This window comes from uncultured Tenacibaculum sp. (assembly GCF_947499065.1).
Taxonomy (GTDB): Bacteria; Bacteroidota; Bacteroidia; order Flavobacteriales; family Flavobacteriaceae; genus Polaribacter.
On the sequence record NZ_CANMMT010000001.1, the window covers coordinates 694,376 to 715,903 of the forward strand.

Below are 21,528 nucleotides of genomic sequence, written 5' to 3' on the forward strand. Positions count from 1 at the left end.
TTTGATTGATTTAATTACAAGTGATTTTTAATTGTTTTCCTTCTTGTTTCGCTTTTTTGTCTTTTTCTTTTCCGATTGCAATACCTAGTAACATACCAAAAGGTAAACCTATACCTAGTAGAGCAATATTACCTAATAACATTCCGAATATGGTTCCGAAAGAAACACCAAAAAGACTCATTCCTAAAACCATCCATTGATTTTGATAGTACTTTTCATGAACATAGCCATGGTTTTTTCTTACAAGCTCGAGAATATTATGATTTTTAACTATGAGTTTATTTCTGTATTTTTTCAATTCCCCTTCAAATTTGTTTATTTCTTCTAAATCTTTATTTATTTGAGAAATACTAGAATCTGATAAAGGAAGAGTTTCTAAAACAGATAGAGTATTTTCTATCTTGTTAAAGGCTTTTAAAACATTTTTATCAGAGATAAAAGGTTCTTTTTTCTTTAGAGAAATAAATATCATAGTTAAGTTAGTTTACTCATATAAGAATACTAAATGTAAAAAATGTTACAGTTTAGCTCTTAATTTTTGATTTTGGAGGATTTGGTAATTGATCAAACCCCATGTTAAATAATGTAAAACCAAATATATCAGCGTACTGTTCTATAGTTTTTGCAACTGGAGTTCCAGCACCATGACCAGCATTAGTTTCAATACGAATTAATACAGGGTTATCTCCTTGTTGCTTTTCTTGTAATTCGGCAGCAAATTTGAAACTATGCGCAGGTACAACACGGTCGTCGTGGTCACCAGTAGTTACCATAGTAGCAGGATATGCTTCTTTTTTAACATTGTGTACTGGAGAATATCCTTTTAAATACTTAAACATTTCTTCATTTTGTTCAGCACTTCCGTAGTCATATGCCCAACCAGCACCTGCAGTAAATGTGTGATAACGTAACATGTCTAATACACCTACAGCTGGTAAAGCAACTTTCATTAAGTCAGGACGTTGTGTCATAGTAGCACCTACTAATAAACCTCCATTAGACCCTCCACGAATTGCTAAGAAATCAGAAGCAGTATATTTTTCTTTAATTAGGTATTCAGCAGCAGCAATAAAATCGTCAAAAACATTTTGTTTTTGTAATTGAGTTCCAGCTTTGTGCCATTTTTTACCATATTCACCACCACCACGTAAGTTAGGTACTGCGTATACACCTCCTTGTTCCATCCATACTGCGTTAGCAATACTAAAAGAAGGAGTTAAAGAAATATTAAATCCACCATAACCATATAATATAGTTGGGTTTTTACCATTTAATTCCAATCCTTTTTTATAGGTAATAATCATAGGTACTTTTGTTCCGTCTTTAGAAGTATAGAAAACTTGTTTACTCTCATAATCATCAGAATTGAAAGAAATAGCTGGTTTCCAATATAATTTATAAGTACCATCTTGTGGATTAAACTTATAAGAAGAGCTTGGAGTATTGTAATTTGTAAAAGAGAAATATAATTCTTTAGCGTCAGTTTTTCCACCAAAACCACCAGAAGAACCTACACCAGGTAATTTAACTTCACGAATTAGTTTTCCATCAAAATCATATTGTAATACTTTAGAAACAGCATCAACCATATATTCAGCAAAGAAATACCCAGCACCAGTAGAAGGAGATAAAACATTTTCAGTTTCAGCGATAAAATCTTTCCAGTTTTCTGGAGTAGGATTTTTAGCATCTACTGTTACTACCTTTTTATTAGGTGCATTTAAGTTGGTAACTAAATATAATTTATCACTACGGTTATCAATTACATAAGTATCACTCTTGTAATTATCTACAACGGTAACTAGTTTACTGTTTTCTTGACTTAAGTCTTTTAAAAATAATTTATTTCCAGAGGTAGAAGTAGAAGCAGAGATAATTAAGTATTTATCATCTTCAGTTAAATAACCACCAACATATCTGTTTTTTTCTTCAGGAGTAGCTCCAAAAATAACAGCATCTTCATTTTGTTTAGTTCCTAACTTATGATAATATAGTTTATGTTGATCTGTTTTTGCTGAAAGCTCACTTCCTTTAGGTTTATCGTAACTAGAATAGTAGAATCCTTCATTACCTTTCCAAGCTATGCCAGAGAACTTTACATCAATTAAAGTATCGCCAATAATTTCCTTGTTTTTGGCATCCATCACAATAATTTTCCTCCAATCGCTACCTCCTTCAGAAATTGAGTAAGCAACAATATCTCCACTTTTAGAAAAGCTAACAGAACCTAAAGAAGTAGTTCCGTCATTAGAAAAAGTATTAGGATCTAAAAAAACTTCTTCTTTACCACTATCATCTTTTCTATATAATACGTATTGATTTTGTAAACCATTATTTTTATAAAAATAAGTATAGTTTCCTTCTTTAAAAGGAGTACCCACTTTTTCGTAGTTCCATAATTCAGATAAACGATCTTTTATTTGTTTACGGTATGGTATTTTACTTAAATAATCGAAAGTAACCTCGTTTTCAGCTTTTACCCAGTTTTCAGTTTCTGGACTACGGTCGTCTTCTAGCCAACGGTAATTATCGGTAACTTTAGTTCCGAAATAATCATCTACAACAGGTTTTTTGGTTGTTTCAGGATAATTCACAGTAATATTTTTCTTGGTTTGTTTTTGTTCTTTGCAGGATACCAGTATTACACTGGCACAAAGAACAGGGAAAAGAATTTTTTTCATGATGAAATAATTAGTTAATTCTTTCAAAGTTAGAAGAAAATGATTGGTAAGCTTGTTTTTTTAAGATGAATTTAACATTAAATAAGTTTTGTGTAATCTTTAGAAATAAAAACGACTATTTTTATGCTTAAAAATATTACTAAATAAAAATTAGTAAAAAATTACAATAATGACAGAAAACTTAACAAAAGAAACATTTTTAAAAAAAGTGTTTAACTACGAAGAGAATAAAGAGTGGAAATTTGAAGGAGATAAACCGGCATTGATAGATTTTTATGCTGATTGGTGTGGTCCATGTAAAGCATTAGCTCCAGTTTTAGAAGTACTAAGTGAAGAATATGAAGGAAAAATAGATATTTATAAAATAAATACTGAAGAGCAGCAAGAATTATCAGCAGCGTTTGGAATTCGTAGTATTCCATCAATGTTATTTTGTCCTATGGGAGAAGAGCCTCAAATGGCTCATGGAGCTCTCCCTCAAAAACAGATAGAACAAATTATAAAAGACGTTTTAAAAGTTGAAAAATAGAAATTAAAAGTGATGCAAAAAGCATCACTTTTTTTATACAAAAAACCAAAATAAGAAACTCAGTGATTATCACTACGGAAGCTGTTTTTTAGTTTTTAAGTTGTTGTTTTTAAGTGTTTTGTAAAAATTGAAAATTGACGTTTTTTTTTGAAAAAAAGCCAATTTGTTAAAAACTTCAAGGGATTTGTGAATAAGTATCGCTTTCAATTTTTAGCAATTTTTTGAATCTTTGTTTTATCCCTCAAGAAGACAAAATAACACATAAAATTTAGCTCAAAAAGAATGGCTGTAACTGAACCAATTTTACAAGAAAATAAAGATAGATTTGTAATTTTTCCAATTCAACATAATGATTTATGGGAATGGTATAAAAAACAGCAGGCCTGTTTCTGGACAGCCGAAGAAATCGATTTACATTCCGATTTGAATGATTGGAATAAAAAATTGACAGACGATGAGCGTTATTTTATAAAACATGTCTTAGCTTTTTTTGCCGCTTCTGATGGTATTGTAAATGAAAATTTAGCAGAAAACTTTGTAAATGAAGTTCAGTATTCTGAAGCAAAGTTTTTTTATGGTTTTCAAATAATGATGGAGAATATTCATTCAGAAACGTATTCATTATTAATAGATACTTATGTTAAAGATGAGGAAGAAAAAGATAGGTTATTTAAAGCTATAGAGGTTTTTCCAGCAATTAAGAAAAAAGCAGATTGGGCATTAAAATGGATAGAATCTGATTCATTTGCAGAAAGATTAATTGCTTTTGCAGCTGTTGAAGGTGTTTTCTTCTCAGGTTCATTTTGTTCTATTTTCTGGTTAAAGAAAAGAGGATTGTTACCTGGATTAACGTTTTCTAATGAGTTAATTTCTAGAGATGAAGGAATGCACTGTGATTTTGCAGTTCATTTACATAACCACCATATAGTTAATAAAGTACCAAAAGAACGTATTAGAGAAATAATTATAGATGCTCTTTCTATTGAAAGAGAGTTTATTACAGAATCTTTACCTGTAAGTTTAATTGGTATGAATGCTAAGTTAATGACTCAGTATTTAGAGTACGTAACTGATAGATTATTATTAGAATTTGGTTGTGAAAAAGAATATAATGTGTCGAATCCATTCGATTTTATGGAAATGATTTCGTTAGAAGGAAAGACAAACTTCTTTGAGAAAAGAGTATCAGAGTACCAAAAAGCTGGTGTATCATCAGGAGGTACAGGAGATATCAGTTTCGATGCTGATTTCTAGTAAAATATAACTACTGCTAACCCCTACATGCGGTAATTTTTTTGCAAAAGCACATTTTGTGCTTTTGCACCATAAGGTTTCCCCTAAGAAACAAAATTATTTTAACAAACATGAGTTACTATTATATAGTGCTATAGTAACTTTATTAACAAATTTAAAAACCAGTAAGAATATGTATGTAGTAAAAAGAGACGGCAGAAAAGAGCCTGTGATGTTCGACAAAATCACAGCAAGGGTTAGAAAAATGTGTTATGGATTAAACAAAATTGTTGATCCAGTAAAAGTAGCAATGCGAGTTATTGAAGGTTTGTATGATGGGGTAACTACTTCTGAATTAGATAATTTAGCTGCAGAAATTGCTGCTACTATGACAACAGCTCACCCAGATTATGCAAAACTAGCTGCAAGAATAGCCGTATCTAACTTACATAAAAACACAAAGAAATCTTTTTCTGATACGATGACTGATTTGTATGAATACATCAATCCTCGTACAGGAAATAAAGCACCATTATTAGCAGATGATGTATATGAAATCATCATGAAAAATGCTGATAAATTAGACTCAACTATTATTTATAGTCGTGATTTTAATTATGATTATTTTGGTTTTAAAACCTTAGAAAGGTCGTATTTGTTAAAGTTAAATGGTAACATTGTTGAGCGTCCACAACAAATGTTAATGCGTGTTTCTATTGGAATTCATAAAGAAGATATTGATGAGGCTATTGCTACATACGAATTAATGAGTAAAAAATATTTTACGCATGCAACGCCAACCTTATTCAATGCTGGAACACCAAAACCACAAATGTCTTCATGCTTCTTATTACAAATGCAAGACGATAGTATCGATGGTATTTACGATACTTTAAAACAAACAGCAAAAATTTCACAATCTGCTGGAGGTATTGGTTTATCTATACATAATATTCGTGCTACAGGAAGTTATATAGCTGGAACTAATGGTACATCAAATGGTATCGTTCCAATGTTACGTGTATTTAACGATACAGCTAGGTATGTAGATCAAGGAGGAGGAAAACGTAAAGGTTCTTTTGCTATGTATTTAGAGCCTTGGCATGCAGATATTTATGATTTCTTAGATTTAAAAAAGAATCATGGTAAAGAAGAAATGCGTGCACGTGACTTATTCTATGCAATGTGGATTTCTGATTTATTTATGAAAAGAGTACAAGAAGATGGAGATTGGACATTAATGTGTCCACACGAGTGTCCACACTTGTATGATACATATGGAGAAGAGTTTGAGCGTTTATATACAAGCTACGAGGAAGCTGGAAAAGGAAGAAAAACCATTAAAGCTCGTGATTTATGGGAAAAGATATTAGAATCTCAAATAGAAACAGGTACTCCGTACATGTTATATAAAGATGCTGCTAACCGTAAATCAAATCAGAAGAATTTAGGAACAATTCGTTCTTCAAATTTATGTACAGAGATTATGGAGTATACAGCTGAAGATGAAGTAGCTGTATGTAACTTAGCATCGATAGCTATACCAATGTTTGTTGCTGAGGATGAAAATGGTAATAAATTCTTTGATCACGACAGATTATTTGAAGTAACTAAAAAAGTAATTAGAAACTTAGACACAGTAATTGATCGTAACTATTATCCAGTAGTAGAGGCAGAAAACTCTAATACACGTCACCGTCCTGTAGGATTAGGTATTCAAGGATTAGCAGATGCTTTTATCATGTTACGTATGCCGTTTACATCAGATGAAGCAAAAAAATTAAACCAAGAAATTTTTGAAACATTATACTTTGCTTCGGTAACTTCATCTATGGAGGTTGCAAAAGCAAAAGGAGCATACTCTACCTATGAAGGATCACCAATGTCTCAAGGAGAATTCCAATACAATATGTGGGGAATTAATGATGATGAATTAAGTGGTCGTTGGAACTGGAAAGCATTACGTAAAGAAGTTAAAAAACATGGAGTACGTAACTCTTTATTAGTTGCACCGATGCCAACAGCTTCTACATCTCAAATCTTAGGAAATAATGAAGCTTTTGAACCATATACTTCTAATATTTATACACGTAGAGTATTATCAGGAGAGTTTATTGTAGTAAACAAGCATTTACTAGAAGATTTAGTAGAGTTAGGTTTATGGGATAACAATATGAAGGAAGATATTATGCGTGCTAATGGATCTATCCAACATATTGAAGTAATACCACAAGAGTTAAAAGACTTATATAAGACAGTTTGGGAAATGAGTATGAAAGATATTATTGATATGGCCCGTCATAGAGGGTATTTTATCGATCAATCTCAATCATTAAACTTATTTATGAAAGATCCTGATTTTGGAAAATTAACATCAATGCATTTCTATGCTTGGAAGTCTGGTTTAAAAACTGGAATGTATTATTTACGTACTAAATCAGCAGTTAATGCGAAGCAATTCACATTAAATATAGAAAAGAAAGAAGAAGATAAGCCAATGAGCCCAGAAGAATTTAAGGCAATGGTAGATGCTTCTAAAAATGCAGAAGGACCAGACGATTGTTTAATGTGTGGTTCTTAAATAGTAGAATTAAATTAAAAGTGATTAAGAGAAGTCGAAAGGCTTCTCTTTTTTAGTATTTTCGAAAAAATTTTATTCAAAATGATGAACTGGGAACAATTACTCTCTTTAAAACGTTATGGAGACACTCAAAAAAGAGAACGAATAAAACAAGACGAAACACGTCTAGGATTTGAAGTAGATTTTGATAGAATTATATTTTCATCAGCATTTCGTAGCCTTCAAGATAAAACTCAAGTAATACCACTTTCAAAAACCGATTTTGTACATACTAGATTAACCCATAGTTTAGAAGTGTCTGTTGTAGGAAGAACCCTTGGTCGTAGAGTAGGTAAGATATTGTTAGAAAGACACCCAAATCTAAAAGAATTAGGATATACTTTTAATGATTTTGGAGCAATTGTAGCAGCAGCTTCTGTAATGCATGATATAGGAAATCCGCCTTTTGGCCATTCAGGAGAAAAAGCAATTGGGGAATACTTTAAGACAGGAAAAGGACTTCAATATAAAGAACAGCTTACAGAAAAAGAATATCAAGATATTATAGATTTTGAAGGTAATGCGAATGGTTTTAAAATTCTAACAGAGAATAATCAGGGAACCGAAGGAGGTTTACGACTATCCTATGCTACTTTAGGAGCTTTTATGAAGTATCCAAAAGAAAGTCTACCTAAAAAACCAACTAAACATATAGTTGACAAAAAGTATGGTTTTTTTCAATCGGAAAAAGAGGCTTTTTTAGATATAGCTAACGATTTAGGATTGCAAAAAAAAGAAAGTGATGGAATATCATATTACCGTCATCCATTAGCGTATTTAGTAGAAGCTGCAGATGATATTTGCTATACAATTATCGATTTTGAAGATGGAATAAATCTAGGGTTAATAGATGAAGATTATGCTTTAGAGTATATGATTAAGTTAGTGAAAAATACTATCGATATAAAAAAATACCATTCACTTCAGTATAAAAAAGATAGAGTAAGTTATTTAAGAGCCTTAGCTATTGGTGTCTTAATTAATGAAGCAATTGATATTTTCTTAGAAAATGAAGAGGAAATATTAAACGGAACATTTGATAAATCGTTGTTAGATAAATGCAAGTTTGAAGCACAAATAAATGATATCATTAAAATTAGTGTAGAAAAAATTTATCGTAGTAAAGAAGTTATAGAAAAAGAAGTAGCAGGCTATAAGATTATTGCAGATTTATTAGATGTATTTGTTACAGCTCTTAATAATAAATTTAAAGGAAATCAATCAAATTATGATAAGTTGGTATTGAATTTACTACCTAAACAATACCAGCAAGAAAAAGAGAATTTATACGATAGAATTATGCAAATAGCTAGTTATGTTTCCGGTTTATCTGATGGTTTTGCAATAAGGTTATATCAAAAAATAAAAGGAAATGTAATTTAAGAGACTGTTAAAATTCAGTTTTTATGTTAAAATATTCAATATATTAGCTTTTTTTTAATAAAAAGGTAGGGAAAAATTAACTATACCTGTTTTACATGTTACTAATAACTTTATTATGAATAAAAAAATACTCTTTTTTAGCTTACTACTTGTAGCTATGGCTGGTGTTGTTTTTAAGACTTTGGATAAGAAGGAATCCAAGATTGAAAAACTAAGAAAACAGCATGCAGAATTTTTAAAAAATCATCCTTACCAAAAAACAGGTGAGTTACCAAAAAAACAAAGAAAAGCACAAGGTTTACCACCAAATGCTTATTTTGAACAAAAATATTTAAGTGAGATGAGTCCTATTACAGGAACAATTCACAAAGAAAATATTTACAAACTTCAAGAAGAGTTAAAAAAACTTAGACTAAGTCAAAAAGTTCCAGGTGAGGCGGGTAATGCTTGGGTTGAAAGAGGTCCGGATAACGTTGGAGGAAGGACAAGAGCTTTATTATTTGATCCAAATGATGCTACTAATGAAACTGTTTTTGCAGGAGGAGTTAGTGGAGGTTTATGGAAAAACACAAATATATCTAATCCTACAAGTAGATGGGTTAGAATAGGTATTCCTGAAAATTTAGCAGTTTCTTGTATTGTAGCAGATCCAAATAATTCAAAAATATTTTATGTAGGAACAGGGGAGTCTTATACAAGTGATGCGAATGGAGACGGTTTATGGAAGACAACCGATGGAGGTAATTCTTGGAATAAAGTTTTTGGAGGAGCTACAGGAGGGCTTATCACTAGTGCGATATCTGGTGTAAAAACTATTCCAGGAATATTACATATAAATGATGTAGCTATAAGAAATAATGCAGGTACTTCTGAAATTTATGTGGCTGCAGGTGAAGCTGGATATTCAGGAGGTGTTTCTTTAGGAGGTGATGATTATGGTTTATATAAATCAACTGATGGGGTAAATTTTGCGAAAGTTAATGTTCCTAAAACATCAAATGGAAATGAATACGAACCAAATAATATAGAAATTTCTTCTGATAATTCAATTTATTTAAGTACTAACCGAAGCTTCACTTTTGGTGATGGAGGAGGGGCTGTTTTTAAATCAACAGACGGAACAACATTTACTTTAAAATATACAGTACCAAATGGTAGGAGAACAGAAGTAGCAACATCACCTACAAATGCAGGTGTAGTATATGTATTAGGACAAACTGGTAATTCTGATGCACCAGTAAAAATATTTAAAACAACAAACGATTTTGGTGAAGTTACAGATTTACCTTTACCAGATGATGCTGATAACGGGATTCCGGCAAATGATTTTACTAGAGGACAAGCTTTTTATGACTTATTAATAAAAGTTGATCCAAATGATGAAAATGTAGTATATGTTGGAGGTATAGATTTGTTTAAGTCTACTAATGGTGGAGCAAGTTGGAATCAAATATCTAAATGGTCTAATAATCCAGGTTTAAGTAGTATTGTGGCACCTTTTGTTCACGCAGATCAGCACGGTATAGCTTTTGCTTCTTCTTCTAGAATAGTTTTTAGTAATGATGGAGGAGTATATTTCTCAAATAACTCAGGGAAAGATATTGATGCTAGAAATAATAACTATAATACATTACAATTTTATACTGTAGGGGTTGCTCCAACAACAGCATTTGGTGGTGCTGAATATTTTTTAGCAGGAGCTCAAGATAACGGTTCTCACTTAATTTCTAATGCAACAGCAGGAATTAATAGTTCTAATCAAGTATTTGGAGGTGATGGTGCAGCTAGTTTTTTTGATACTGATGGTTCAGATAAATATTATATAGTAAACTATGTATATAACCAAGCAATAGAACTTAAAAACCTAGCAAATAATGAAACAATTTCTATTAATGATGAAGATACTAGAAATGGAGATTTTATTAATCAAGAGGAATTAGATTCTAACCTTAATATTTTATATTCTAATTATACTTCAAGTTTTGGTAATATAGTAAGAAGATATTCTAACATATTGACGAAGGGGTCAATTGAAAAAAATAATTTAACTAATTTTTTAATGAATTCTGAACCGTCTTCATTAAAAGTATCTCCATTTACAACAACATCAAGTAAGTTATATGTAGGTTTAAAAAATGGTAAATTATTAAAAGTAGAAGATGCAAATACAGATTCTAGTTCATGGAAAGATATAACAGGAAGCAACTTTGTTGGGTCTGTATCAGATATTGAATTTGGTGAAAATGAAGATCAAATTCTAGTTACAATGCATAACTATGGAGTTAAAAATGTATGGTATACATCAGATGGAGGAACAAATTGGTCAAATAAAGAAGGTGATTTACCAGATATTCCTGTAAAATCTATTTTACAAAACCCATTAAATAGAAATGAAGTAATTATAGGAACTGATTTAGGAGTATGGAAAACAAAGAACTTTAATGTAGTTTCTCCTAATTGGACTCAATCTTATAATGGTATGAGTTATGTACCAGTTTTAGATTTAGATTTACGTGATGATAATACTGTTTTTGCTGCAACTTATGGTAGAGGAATTTTCTCTGGTAAATTCATATCAGATCCAAATGGAGATGACGATGGAGATGGAGTTTTAAATGGTGTTGATAACTGTCCTACTACTGCTAATGCAGATCAAAAAGATACAGATGGAAATGGAGTAGGAGATGCTTGTCAAGATACAGATGGAGATGGTGTTTTAGATGTTGATGATAACTGTCCTACAACTGCTAATGCAGATCAAAAAGATTCAGATGGAAATGGAGTAGGAGATGCTTGTCAAGATACAGATGGAGATGGTGTCATGGATGATAAAGATAACTGTATTAAAGTTAAAAATGCAGATCAAAAAGATACAAACGGAAATGGAGTAGGAGATGTTTGTGATACTAGCTATTCAGCGGTAGACAACATTTCTATTCAAACAACTTCTGAAACTTGTGTTGATCAAAATGATGGGAAAATAACAGTAAATGTGAAAGAAACATTTGTTAGTTATACAGTAACATTAAATGGTACAGGTAAAAATGAATCAAAACAATTAACAACTACTAGTTTAACATTCTCTGATTTAGAACCAGGATCTTATGAAGTTTGTGTGAAAGTTAATGATAAGAGTTATACACAATGTTTCGAAATTAATATTGTTGAAGCTAGTCCAGTTTCATTAAAAGTAGCGAAAAACAATCAGTCAAAAAATTATACTGTAAACGTTAACTCTGGAACAGCACCTTATAACGTATATTTAAATGGTAATTTAATAGAAACATTCAATGTACCTACATTTGATGTTAATGTTGAAGGAAGTGGAATATTAGAGGTTAAAACATCAAAATCTTGTGAAGGAGTATTTAAAACATCAATAGATAATATTTTCTTAAGAAATAACCCTGTAACCGATGCTATTAATTTAATGGTACCTTCAGATAGTGCACCAAGTTTAGATGTATTAGTTTATGATGTTACTGGAAAAGTAGTATTAGACAAGAAAATCGAAAAGCAAGGAAATGAATTATCAATTCCATTCGATAGTTTCAAGTCAGGGATTTATATCTTAAAAATAGGTACAGATAAAACTAATACTTTTAAAATCTTAAAATAATGATAAAAGCAATAAAAAATATAGCATTATTTTCAATTCCATTATTCGTTGCTTGTGGAGGTGGAAGCAGTTCAAGCGGAGGAGGAGAAGTTGTTAATGATGCACCAAGTAAGGTAAGTTTAGAATTTCCAACAGAAAATCTGTTATGTATCGATAATACAATCACCTTTAATTGGACTGATGCAACTGATGCAAATAATGATCCAATAAGTTACAAGGTAGAAATCTCTAAAAATAGAGAGATGACCGATATTGTTAAAACAGAAACAGCGAGTGTTTCAGAAGCTTCTATAACATTAGATAAAGGAGTTGCTTTTTACTGGCGTGTTACAGCTTCAGATAATAAAGGTAAATCTGGAGAAGCTTCATCTGTATTTGCTTTTTATACTAAAGGAACTGGAGTTGTAAATGCAGCACCATTTAGTGCTGAATTAACAAGCCCTGAAATGGATAGTTCAGTTTCAGGTACTAGTGTTAGTTTAAAATGGAAAGGAGCAGATTCTAATACAGGAGATACATTAAAATACGATGTATATTTTGGAGAAGATGCAAATCCACAAACAAAAGAGGGTTCTCTTTTAACAACGAACACATTTGATGTTAATGTTGTAAGTGGAAAAACATATTACTGGAAAGTAAATACAATTGATGATTCAGGAGCAAAATCAATTGGACAAATATGGAGTTTTAAAGTAAACTAAAACCGTATTTAAGGATATAAATAGAAAGAGGTGATTTTTAAATCACCTCTTTTTTATTTTAATTTTTTTTCTGCCATTTGTTCTAGTTCATCATACCAATTCTGGCCAAATCTTCTAACTAAAGCCTGTTTTACAAATTTATATACAGGTACTTGTAGTTCTTTCCCTAAAGAGCAGGCATCATCACAGATTTCCCATTTATGATAGTTAACAGCCGAGAATTCACTATAATCTTTAACACGAACAGGGTATAAGTGACAAGAAATAGGTTTTTTCCAATCTACTATACCTTGGTTATATGCTTCTTCAATAGCACAAAGAGCAGTACCCTTATCGTCAAAAATTACATAAGCACAATCAGCATCATCAATAAGAGGAGTTTCTAGTTCTCCAAAGTCACTAGTAATCCATGTGCCTTGCTTTTCAATAGCCTCAATACCCTCTTTACGAAGAAAAGGTTTTACTTTAGGGTAAATGTCTTCTAAAATTTTAGTCTCTTCTTCTATTAATGGGGCCCCTGCATCACCATCAATACAACAAGCACCTTTGCATGCCGATAAATTACAAACAAAGTCTTTTTCTATAAGGTCTTCTGAAACGATGGTTTTTCCTAATTGAAACATAAAAGATATTTAAAGTCGGAAGTTTATGTTAACTTCACGTAAATTTAAATGCAAAAATACTAGATTGTAACATTACTTATCTAATTTTGCACCTGAAAAACATTATAATATGAGTTTTAACTTAAAAGAAATTTTTACTGCTTTCATGGTATTGTTTGCGGTAATCGATATTATTGGAAATATTCCTATTATTATAGATTTACGTAAAAAAGTAGGTCATATTCAATCAGAAAAAGCCTCAGTAATAGCAGGTTTTATTATGATTTTATTCTTGTTTGTAGGAGAACGATTATTAAGTTTAATAGGTATAGACGTACACTCTTTTGCCGTTGCTGGAGCTTTTATCTTATTTTTTATTGCTTTAGAAATGATTTTAGGTATTACGTTATATAAAGAAGATGAAGATGAAACTTTAACAGCAACTGTTTTTCCTCTTGCTTTCCCATTAATAGCAGGTCCAGGTAGTTTGACTACGCTTTTATCTTTACGAGCTGAATTTCATATTGGAAACATTATTATAGCGGTTTTATTAAATGTATTAGTTATTTATATAGTACTAAAAACATCTTCTAAAATTGAAAAAATGATTGGTAATAATGGAATAAAAATAATTAGAAAGGTTTTTGGTGTAATTCTATTAGCAATTGCTGTAAAGTTATTTGCAACGAATATAAAAGTATTATTAGCATAGTATGAGTTTTGACACTTTAATTATTGGAGGAGGAGTTGCAGGAATGCAATGTGCTTTAGTATTGGGTTCTGCTCAAAACAAGGAGTATAGTAAAGATAAAAAAGTTGGAATTGTTTTACATCAACGATCTTCTCATTTGCAAAATGCCTTATTCAATAATGTTTTAGGATTAGCTCCTGGTACGTTAGGAAAAGATATATTAGTAGAAGGAAAGGAGCAGTTAAAAGCTCAATATCCTGATGTTTTACAGTTAGAAAATGAAAAAGTAATTGCTGTTTTAGAAGCTGAAAATGAGGTTTACAAAGTAATTACTAATAAGACTGAATATTTTAGCAAGAATGTAGTAATAGCATTAAACTATTCGAAACCCTTTGAAATAGCTGGTTTAGAGCAATATATAGAGCCTCATATGAGAGCTAATGCTATGAAAGACAGAATACAATTACGTAATTTTAACCATCTAATAAAAAAAGGTTTGTATGTTTGCGGAACTTTAGCAGGATGGCGTAGTCAATTTGCCATTGCCGCAGGTAGTGGAGCAAGTGTAGCGACTGATATATTAACAGAATGGAATGATAATATACCAACTAAAGTACACGATAAAATAATAACAAAGTAAATTTAAATAGTACATAGAACGATGAAAAGAGTATTAATGTTAGGGCTTATAACCCTTTTATATATTAATTGCGGAGGAAATGATAGTGAGGTGGTAACACCAACACCAGATGATAAAGTTACTGCGGTAAATGATTCTTACCAAGGAGAAGAAAACAAGTCACAAACTATCTCTGATTTCTTATCTAACGATACTTATAAACAAGGTAATGTTAAGATTACAGTAGAGCCAAATTCGTTAAAGAATGGAGCAATAACGCAAAGTGGAAATAGTTTTACATATACACCAGCTAAAGATTTTGTTGGGAGCGATTCTTTTAAATATACAATATGTAGTACAATTACAACATCGAGTTGTTCTACAGCTACCATTACTGTTACAGTAAAAGCTTCTAGTAGCAATTCTAATAATTCTGGAAACTTCAATATCCCTTCAGCATTAATTAGTTATTATAAAGATGTAAACTTTAATTTAACAGGGTCTGCATTAAAAGATGCTTTAGCAACAAAAACAATTAGTGCACATACAAATCCAGTTTCATCTTACACACCAGGTGTTTGGGATGTATTAAAACAATCAGATTTAGATCCTACAGATAATAGCAAAGTGCTTTTAATTTATGGATATAATGATTCTGATGGAAATACTGTAACTGACAGAACTAGAGGTAAAGATAGTAATGGAGGAACAGCAGGTTCAGATTGGAATAGAGAACACGTATATGCAAAGTCATTAGGAACTCCAAAATTTGAAAATAATGATACAGCAGGTTCAGATCCACATCACTTAAGAGCTTCAGATGTTAAGATGAATTCTAATAGAAATAATAAAAAGTTTGCTGATGGTTCTGGTAATGCTGGTGATGTATCTGGTAATTGGTATCCTGGTGATGAATGGAAAGGTGATGTTGCTCGTATGATGATGTATATGTATTTGCGTTATGGAAATCAATGTTTACCAAAAAATGTAGCTGTAGGTGACATTAATTCATCAGATAGTAATATGATAAATTTATTATTACAATGGAATATAGATGATCCTGTTTCTGATTATGAAAAAAACAGAAATAATATTATAGCTAATAAACAAGGAAATAGAAATCCATTAATTGACAATCCATATTTAGCTACAGTAATTTGGGGTGGTGGAGACGCTATAAACACATGGAAATAATAAAATGAAATATAAAAGCTATTTTAAAATAGCTTTTATATTATTTTTATAAGTCCTTCCTATAGGTAAAGAAATATTATTAATAGATAAACTTGTTCCGGCGAGCTTATCTATTTTTTTTGTGTTTACTATATACGATTTATGAATTTGTACAAAATGACTCTTTTCTAAGGAATCTCGCCAATTTTTAAGAGAATCAATAGTAGTTAACTTTTTTGAAGTTGTATGAAAAGTAACATAGTTTCTATCAGATTCTAAATATAAGATATCAGAAATATGTACTTTATGTATTGTTTTGTCGATATTTAAAAAAAGTACATTTTCTTGTTTAATATCTTCACGACTTAAATGCTTTTCAACTTTAGTTATTGCTTTTAAAAAACGATCAAAAGAAAACGGTTTTACTAAATAATCAACAATAGTGTCTAATTCAAAACTTGTAACAGCATAATCAGGATATGCAGTGGTAATAACAATTTTTGGTGGGTTCTTAATTGTTTTAATAAAATCTAACCCAGAAATGTCAGGTAAGTTAATGTCTAAAAAAACGGTATCAACAGTATTATTTTTAAAAAAGTCATTGGCAGCTATAGCCGTTTGAAAAGTATCTGTAAGATGAATACCAGGCACTTTTTTAATGTAATTTTTTAAAATATTTTGAGCAGGAAGCTCGTCTTCAATAATAATACAGTTCATAGCTTATTAACTTAAATTGAGGTTTAATGTTACCTTAAAAACATTAGAGGAATCAATATCTAATTTATAATTGTCTTTGTACAATAAATCTAATCGTTTTTTTAAATTTCCTAAACCAATAGTATTATTGTTTTTAATAGTTTTTTTATCAAAACTATTTGTAGTGATACAAACAAGTGTATTGTTTTTAGCAATGATATCAATATCAATAACACTGTTTACAGAACTATGTTTAAAAGCATTTTCAATAATAGTTATTAAAAGTAAAGGAGCTATCGTGTAAGTATCATTGTCTGAAGAAGTGTGATATTTAATCTGTTTTAATCCTTCAGTTCTAATTTTATGAAAGGTAATATAATTGTCTAGAAATTGTATTTCCTTTTGTAGACTTACCTTTTCTGCATTACTTTCATATAATACATGTTTTAAATTATCTGATAGCTTTAAAATTAAATCAGGAGTATTATCGGGTTTCTCTAGTGAATATGAGTAAATAGTATTTAAATTATTAAACAATACATGTGGATTTATTTGAGATTTTAAAAATTTCAATTCCATAGCTGTTCTTTCCTGTTTTATTTTTTCTACTTCTTCGGATTGATTAATGTACTTGAAAAGAATCCATATAAATGAAAAAAATAGCAAAGGAGTTAAAGTTTGCCATAAATAATCACTCAAACATTTCATAATAGTACAACCACAGCGAGTAAAAACATTACAATACAATTGTGTTGCTAAAAATGAAATAAGAATAAAAAGTAAAGAATACCACACATACCATTTCTTTTTGACAAAGTAGGGTAATAAGATTTGATTATTTGTATATACAATAACTACAAGTATAAAAAAGTACTGTAAAAAAGGGTTTTCAGCCCAATAATATTTTGTAAAAACAAATAGTGAGACAAAAGTAAATAAGACCCAGAAAAGCACATGAATTAAAGCCTCTGTGCTATTTTTTCTATTTAATGTAATCATAGGTTATGTAAGTAAGTAAAAATTCACCATTCAGCAAAAGAATAAGTACGAAAGGTTATTTCGTCGGTACGTACTGCATATTATTTTGAATTTATGTTGTTAATACTGTTTTTTAAGCAGTATATACTTCAAGTTTTTTTATGGAGTAAGAATGAAATAAATTCGAGTATAATTCAAAAAAAATGAAAAAAATATTACTTGGTAGCTTGCTCTTAATTAGCTGTATAATCAGTGCTCAACAGATTAATAAAACTACTTTAGATAGTAAAGGAAGAGTTATGTTGTTGGGAAAAACTAACAAAAAAGCTTTTGAAACAAAAGACTTTTCATGGTTTCAAAAAAATTATGAAGATTATATTACAAACAAAGATGTAATAAAAGAATTTAAAGAGCAATTAAAAGACTATACAATCAAGGCTTTTTATGGCAGCTGGTGTGGAGATAGTAAACGAGGAGTTCCAAAATTTTATAAAGTATTAGACGAGGCTGGATATGATTTAAAAAATTTAGACGCCATTGCGGTTGATAGAAAACCTGAAGCATACAAAGCATCACCTAATGGAGAAGAAAAAGGATTGAATATTCATAGAGTACCCACTTTTATTTTTTACAAGAATAATAGAGAGGTTGGAAGAATTGTAGAATCTCCAAAGCAAGATTATGAAAGAGATATACTTGCTATTACTCAGGGAAAAAGATATGTACCACAATATATCGTAGCAGAAAACTTAAACAGTTTGATGAATTTTAAATCTTTAGAAGATTTAAAGAAAGAAGAAGAAAAATTGATAATTTCTTTTGCTGAGTTTACAAAGGGGAGTAGGGAGTTAAATACTTTTGGATACAAGCTTCTACGTTCTAAACAAATAGAAAAAGCCTTATTTGTATTTCAATTAAACACAAAGATGTACCCATATAAATACAACGTTTTTGATAGTTTAGGAGAAGCTTATTACACAAATAAAAACTATGAAAAGTCATTGCAAAGTTATCAGAAGGTTTTAAAACTTAAACCTAACGATGAAAATGCTATTGAAATGATTGAAAAAATAAAAAAAGAAATGATTTAATAATTTAAAACAGAAAATATGAAAACAATTTTACCTTTTTTAGTGCTTTGTTTTATTGGAGTAACAATGAATGCACAAGAGTTTAAGTTTGTAACTGAATCTATAGATTACGGAAAAATAAGTCAAGGATCAGAAGGAACAAGAACATTTGAATTTACCAATATAGGAGATGCACCTTTAATTATAACTGGAGTTCAATCTACATGTGGTTGTGCTGTACCAAAAAAACCAGAAAAACCAATTATGCCTGGTGAAAAAGGGCAAATACAAGTTTCCTATGACACTTCAAGAATGGGAGGGTTTTCAAAGGCTGTTACTATTATATCAAATGCAAAGCAATCGAGAAAAATGATAAAGATTAAAGGGTTTGTTAGTAAAGAGAAACTTAATAAAGAAAAAGTTTAATTTACTGTTTGTAGAAAACCGAGTTGATTTCAACTCGGTTTTTAATTTTTATAAATGATTTATATTTTGAATACCTCGTTTTATTTTTCAGAAAAAACGATAATTAGACCAATAATTGTAAGTATAAATAAACATAAGAAAAATATTTTCCAGAAAGAATAAGGTCTATTCCCTGAAATCTTACCAGTTTGACCATTTACATAAAAATGATACTTTTTGCTATTAAATAAGTAAGAAGAAATATAAACAGGTAATAATATATGTTTAAAAGTTTCTTCAGAAAGCGTCATGTCTAAACTACTTACACGCTGAGTATCGCCACCAATATCTCTACAAGCCCAATTAGTTGCTATTCTTTCAGCTTCTTGTTTAGATTTTAAATGACCATCCTCTAAAGGTAGTGTATACTTCTCAGTAACAAAACCTGCTAAATATTTAGAATTAAAGGTTTCTAAGGCAGTTAAATCCCAATTAGCTATATTGTTTGGCAAAGAATTGTTTCTTTTCTTAGAAGCGTTAATAAGGGTGTCGTCGATAAAACCGCTAACAGATCCATAAGCTGGTGTCCATCTAGTTTTTCTAACTTGCCTTGTTTTTGTCACGCTTTTTCCATTTTCAACAGTATTATAACTTTCAGTTACATAGTAATAATCTCCTCGTTGACCAGTATAATTTGCAAATAATTCAGCATCAAAAGTCCAATAGGGAACATATAAACCTTTGGTTTTTTGCGGGTCTAAAGCTGCTTTTTGAAGCTTATTAGGTGCAAACCATAAACTTTTTACCCATTTTCTAAAAATCTCATGAGATTGTTTGTGTGTCAATTGAAAAGGAAGCACAGCACCAGGTAAAATCCAATCTTCGTCATAAGCATCTTCTACAACTAAAGGTTGGCTACAATACACACAGTGCAAAGATTTATAGTTTTCTTCTATATGTTGATTTGCACCACAAGATTTACAATGCAGCATACTTATTTTTTCAGTATGAGATTGTGCCCCCATTTTTTCTAAATAAGGGTATAGCTCTAGTTCTTCAAATACAGAATCTGTTTTTTCTATTGTTTCTTCATAACCACAATATTCACATTTAATTTCAGAAGAACCAGGTTTATATAGTAATTCAGCACCACAATTAATACATGGTTTTTTTTGTTCAGAATGTTGTATTGTTTCTTGATTCATTGATGTTAGAATCATATAAAACTAACCCATTATTAAAGAATAACAGGTTAAGTTTTAATTATAGATTGATATTTTAATTATTTGGTAAAGGTGGAGGTACAGAACCTAATAAGTTTTGTAGTTCAGGTACACTTTGTAAGCTAGTCCAATTGGCCATTCCTTGTTTCCAAACTAAGGTTTCGGCGTTTATACTTCTAGCAGCAAATAAATTTTTAAGTGCTTCAAAATTAACAGGCCCAGCTTGCTGACCATTAGCTGCATAATAGTATTGTGCTTGATTTGGTAATGGAGGTGGAGTAGCTCCAGTTGAAGCAGGTTGATTTACTATTTTTGACTGCGTTTGTTGGTTAAATAAGGTTCCCATTTGTTGAGCCATGGCAAAGCCCATACCCATTCCCATACCAGCACCAGCAGCACCGGATTCGTTAGAAGCAGCGGCTTCCATTGCTTTAGCAGCTTTGAATTTGGCTAACTTATCTAAATCTACTTTGTTAAGTCTACTGTATTCAAAGATTTCTTTTTTCAGTTCTTCTGGCATTGAAACATTTTCAATGAAGAACTTTTCTAAGGAAATACCTACTGAATTAAATTCAGGATTCATTACCTCTAAGCAAGTTTCTGATAACTCATTTGTATTAGCAGCATACAATTCAATTGGTAAATTAGCTTCTCCAATAGTATCTGTAAAACGAGTAGAAATTAAACTTTTAAGGTGTTCATTTATTTCATAATTGGTAAAATGACTATCAGTACCAACAATATCGGTTATAAATTTACCAGCATCGTTAATTTTAAAAGCATAAGTACCAAAAGCTCTTATTTCAACAAATCCAAAACGATCGTCATTTAATGTTATTGGATTTTTTGTACCCCACTTTTCATCAGTAAACAAACGAGAACTAACAAAATACACTTCAGCTTTAAATGGACTATTAAATCCATATTTCCATCCTTTTAAGGTAGCTAGTATAGGTAAGTTTTGCGTATTTAAAGTATAGGTTCCTGGTTTAAAAACATCAGCTAATTGCCCCTCGTTTATAAATACAGCGATTTGACCTTCTCTAACGACTAACTGTGCACCGTTTTTAATTTCATTTTGATAGCGTTCAAAACGATGAACTATTGTGTCATTTGTATTATCAAGCCATTCAATAATGTCAATAAACTCGTGACTTAGTTTCTTTTTTATTTCATCGAAAATTCCCATTTGATTCTTTTTAATAGATTACCTCTACAATATAAGTAATCTTAATTTATTTTTTGTTACAAGTTTTACCAACAAAAAAACTCAAGCAAATAGCTTGAGTTTTCTTAGTTTTATAT

The 21,528-nt window shown here is 30.5% G+C and carries 18 protein-coding genes; 11 read left to right on the plus strand and 7 right to left on the minus strand.

Going from position 1 to position 21,528, the window contains the following annotated elements; genetic code table 11:
- Positions 1-10: 10 nt before the first annotated feature.
- Positions 11-472, minus strand: coding sequence for a hypothetical protein (locus Q0958_RS03190; protein WP_299119509.1), 462 nt, complete (start codon positions 470-472; stop codon positions 11-13).
- A gap of 52 nt (positions 473-524) precedes the next feature.
- A complete protein-coding gene (locus Q0958_RS03195) occupies positions 525-2,681 on the minus strand; it encodes a prolyl oligopeptidase family serine peptidase (protein WP_299119511.1) in 2,157 nt (718 codons plus the stop codon).
- A 169-nt stretch (positions 2,682-2,850) separates the two neighbouring features.
- On the opposite strand from Q0958_RS03195, the gene trxA reads away from it, so the two are divergent.
- The 6 genes from trxA to Q0958_RS03225 all read left to right on the plus strand — a co-directional run bounded on the left by trxA (position 2,851) and on the right by Q0958_RS03225 (position 12,766).
- The gene (gene trxA / locus Q0958_RS03200) at positions 2,851-3,210 is read left to right on the plus strand and encodes a thioredoxin (protein WP_150898007.1); all 360 of its coding nucleotides are present in this window, start codon (positions 2,851-2,853) and stop codon (positions 3,208-3,210) included.
- A gap of 282 nt (positions 3,211-3,492) precedes the next feature.
- Positions 3,493-4,464, plus strand: coding sequence for a ribonucleotide-diphosphate reductase subunit beta (locus Q0958_RS03205; protein ID WP_299119514.1), 972 nt, complete (start codon positions 3,493-3,495; stop codon positions 4,462-4,464).
- A gap of 172 nt (positions 4,465-4,636) precedes the next feature.
- Positions 4,637-7,024, plus strand: coding sequence for a ribonucleoside-diphosphate reductase subunit alpha (locus Q0958_RS03210; RefSeq protein WP_299119517.1), 2,388 nt, complete (start codon positions 4,637-4,639; stop codon positions 7,022-7,024).
- An 84-nt stretch (positions 7,025-7,108) separates the two neighbouring features.
- Entirely contained in the window at positions 7,109-8,446 is a 1,338-nt protein-coding gene (locus Q0958_RS03215) for a deoxyguanosinetriphosphate triphosphohydrolase (protein WP_299119986.1), read from the plus strand.
- Between the two features lie 115 nt (positions 8,447-8,561).
- The gene (locus tag Q0958_RS03220; protein ID WP_299119519.1) at positions 8,562-12,065 is read left to right on the plus strand and encodes a thrombospondin type 3 repeat-containing protein; all 3,504 of its coding nucleotides are present in this window, start codon (positions 8,562-8,564) and stop codon (positions 12,063-12,065) included.
- Positions 12,065-12,766 carry a hypothetical protein gene (locus tag Q0958_RS03225; protein ID WP_299119521.1) on the plus strand — a complete coding sequence of 234 codons (702 nt, stop codon included), beginning with the start codon at positions 12,065-12,067 and terminating at the stop codon, positions 12,764-12,766. The genes Q0958_RS03220 and Q0958_RS03225 overlap by 1 nt, the downstream gene beginning before the upstream one ends.
- 53 nt (positions 12,767-12,819) lie before the next feature.
- On the opposite strand, the gene Q0958_RS03230 is transcribed toward Q0958_RS03225, so the two are convergent.
- On the minus strand, positions 12,820-13,389 hold the full coding sequence (locus Q0958_RS03230) for a DUF3109 family protein (RefSeq protein WP_299119524.1): 570 nt from the start codon (positions 13,387-13,389) through the stop codon (positions 12,820-12,822).
- Between the two features lie 109 nt (positions 13,390-13,498).
- Between Q0958_RS03230 and Q0958_RS03235 the strand changes: the two genes are divergently transcribed.
- From Q0958_RS03235 to Q0958_RS03245, 3 genes are read left to right on the plus strand one after another with little or no spacing between them, the layout of a single operon-like run.
- A complete protein-coding gene (locus Q0958_RS03235) occupies positions 13,499-14,080 on the plus strand; it encodes a MarC family protein (RefSeq protein WP_299119527.1) in 582 nt (193 codons plus the stop codon).
- A 1-nt stretch (position 14,081) separates the two neighbouring features.
- Positions 14,082-14,699, plus strand: a complete 618-nt coding sequence (locus tag Q0958_RS03240; protein ID WP_299119529.1) for an FAD-dependent oxidoreductase — start codon at positions 14,082-14,084, stop codon at positions 14,697-14,699.
- A 21-nt stretch (positions 14,700-14,720) separates the two neighbouring features.
- Complete coding sequence (locus Q0958_RS03245) at positions 14,721-15,872, plus strand: endonuclease (RefSeq protein WP_299119531.1); 1,152 nt, start codon at positions 14,721-14,723, stop codon at positions 15,870-15,872.
- 18 nt (positions 15,873-15,890) lie between these two features.
- Here the strand turns inward: Q0958_RS03245 and Q0958_RS03250 are convergent, their stop codons facing one another.
- Together Q0958_RS03250 and Q0958_RS03255 are read right to left on the minus strand one after the other, a co-directional pair.
- Positions 15,891-16,568, minus strand: coding sequence for a LytTR family DNA-binding domain-containing protein (locus Q0958_RS03250; protein ID WP_299119533.1), 678 nt, complete (start codon positions 16,566-16,568; stop codon positions 15,891-15,893).
- A 6-nt stretch (positions 16,569-16,574) separates the two neighbouring features.
- Positions 16,575-17,246 (minus strand): sensor histidine kinase, encoded by a 672-nt coding sequence (locus Q0958_RS03255; RefSeq protein WP_299119535.1) that lies wholly within the window; start codon positions 17,244-17,246, stop codon positions 16,575-16,577.
- Between the two features lie 482 nt (positions 17,247-17,728).
- Here Q0958_RS03255 and Q0958_RS03260 point away from each other — a divergent pair, with 482 nt between their 5' ends.
- Together Q0958_RS03260 and Q0958_RS03265 are read left to right on the plus strand one after the other, a co-directional pair.
- Positions 17,729-18,616, plus strand: coding sequence for a tetratricopeptide repeat protein (locus tag Q0958_RS03260; protein ID WP_299119538.1), 888 nt, complete (start codon positions 17,729-17,731; stop codon positions 18,614-18,616).
- 18 nt (positions 18,617-18,634) lie between these two features.
- A complete protein-coding gene (locus Q0958_RS03265) occupies positions 18,635-19,021 on the plus strand; it encodes a DUF1573 domain-containing protein (RefSeq protein WP_299119541.1) in 387 nt (128 codons plus the stop codon).
- Positions 19,022-19,101: 80 nt separating this feature from the next.
- On the opposite strand, the gene Q0958_RS03270 is transcribed toward Q0958_RS03265, so the two are convergent.
- Positions 19,102-20,205 (minus strand): DNA helicase PriA, encoded by a 1,104-nt coding sequence (locus tag Q0958_RS03270; protein ID WP_150897995.1) that lies wholly within the window; start codon positions 20,203-20,205, stop codon positions 19,102-19,104.
- Between the two features lie 73 nt (positions 20,206-20,278).
- A complete protein-coding gene (locus Q0958_RS03275; protein ID WP_299119548.1) occupies positions 20,279-21,412 on the minus strand; it encodes an SPFH domain-containing protein in 1,134 nt (377 codons plus the stop codon).
- Positions 21,413-21,528: the final 116 nt, after the last annotated feature.

Bases quoted from the DNA above. Each gene is read 5' to 3' on its own strand.
- Q0958_RS03190 (WP_299119509.1), bottom strand. From the start codon at position 472: ATGATATTTATTTCTCTAAAGAAAAAAGAACCTTTTATCTCTGATAAA.
- Q0958_RS03195 (WP_299119511.1), bottom strand. From the start codon at position 2,681: ATGAAAAAAATTCTTTTCCCTGTTCTTTGTGCCAGTGTAATACTGGTA.
- trxA (WP_150898007.1), top strand. From the start codon at position 2,851: ATGACAGAAAACTTAACAAAAGAAACATTTTTAAAAAAAGTGTTTAAC.
- Q0958_RS03205 (WP_299119514.1), top strand. From the start codon at position 3,493: ATGGCTGTAACTGAACCAATTTTACAAGAAAATAAAGATAGATTTGTA.
- Q0958_RS03210 (WP_299119517.1), top strand. From the start codon at position 4,637: ATGTATGTAGTAAAAAGAGACGGCAGAAAAGAGCCTGTGATGTTCGAC.
- Q0958_RS03215 (WP_299119986.1), top strand. From the start codon at position 7,109: ATGAACTGGGAACAATTACTCTCTTTAAAACGTTATGGAGACACTCAA.
- Q0958_RS03220 (WP_299119519.1), top strand. From the start codon at position 8,562: ATGAATAAAAAAATACTCTTTTTTAGCTTACTACTTGTAGCTATGGCT.
- Q0958_RS03225 (WP_299119521.1), top strand. From the start codon at position 12,065: ATGATAAAAGCAATAAAAAATATAGCATTATTTTCAATTCCATTATTC.
- Q0958_RS03230 (WP_299119524.1), bottom strand. From the start codon at position 13,389: ATGTTTCAATTAGGAAAAACCATCGTTTCAGAAGACCTTATAGAAAAA.
- Q0958_RS03235 (WP_299119527.1), top strand. From the start codon at position 13,499: ATGAGTTTTAACTTAAAAGAAATTTTTACTGCTTTCATGGTATTGTTT.
- Q0958_RS03240 (WP_299119529.1), top strand. From the start codon at position 14,082: ATGAGTTTTGACACTTTAATTATTGGAGGAGGAGTTGCAGGAATGCAA.
- Q0958_RS03245 (WP_299119531.1), top strand. From the start codon at position 14,721: ATGAAAAGAGTATTAATGTTAGGGCTTATAACCCTTTTATATATTAAT.
- Q0958_RS03250 (WP_299119533.1), bottom strand. From the start codon at position 16,568: ATGAACTGTATTATTATTGAAGACGAGCTTCCTGCTCAAAATATTTTA.
- Q0958_RS03260 (WP_299119538.1), top strand. From the start codon at position 17,729: ATGAAAAAAATATTACTTGGTAGCTTGCTCTTAATTAGCTGTATAATC.
- Q0958_RS03265 (WP_299119541.1), top strand. From the start codon at position 18,635: ATGAAAACAATTTTACCTTTTTTAGTGCTTTGTTTTATTGGAGTAACA.
- Q0958_RS03270 (WP_150897995.1), bottom strand. From the start codon at position 20,205: ATGAATCAAGAAACAATACAACATTCTGAACAAAAAAAACCATGTATT.
- Q0958_RS03275 (WP_299119548.1), bottom strand. From the start codon at position 21,412: ATGGGAATTTTCGATGAAATAAAAAAGAAACTAAGTCACGAGTTTATT.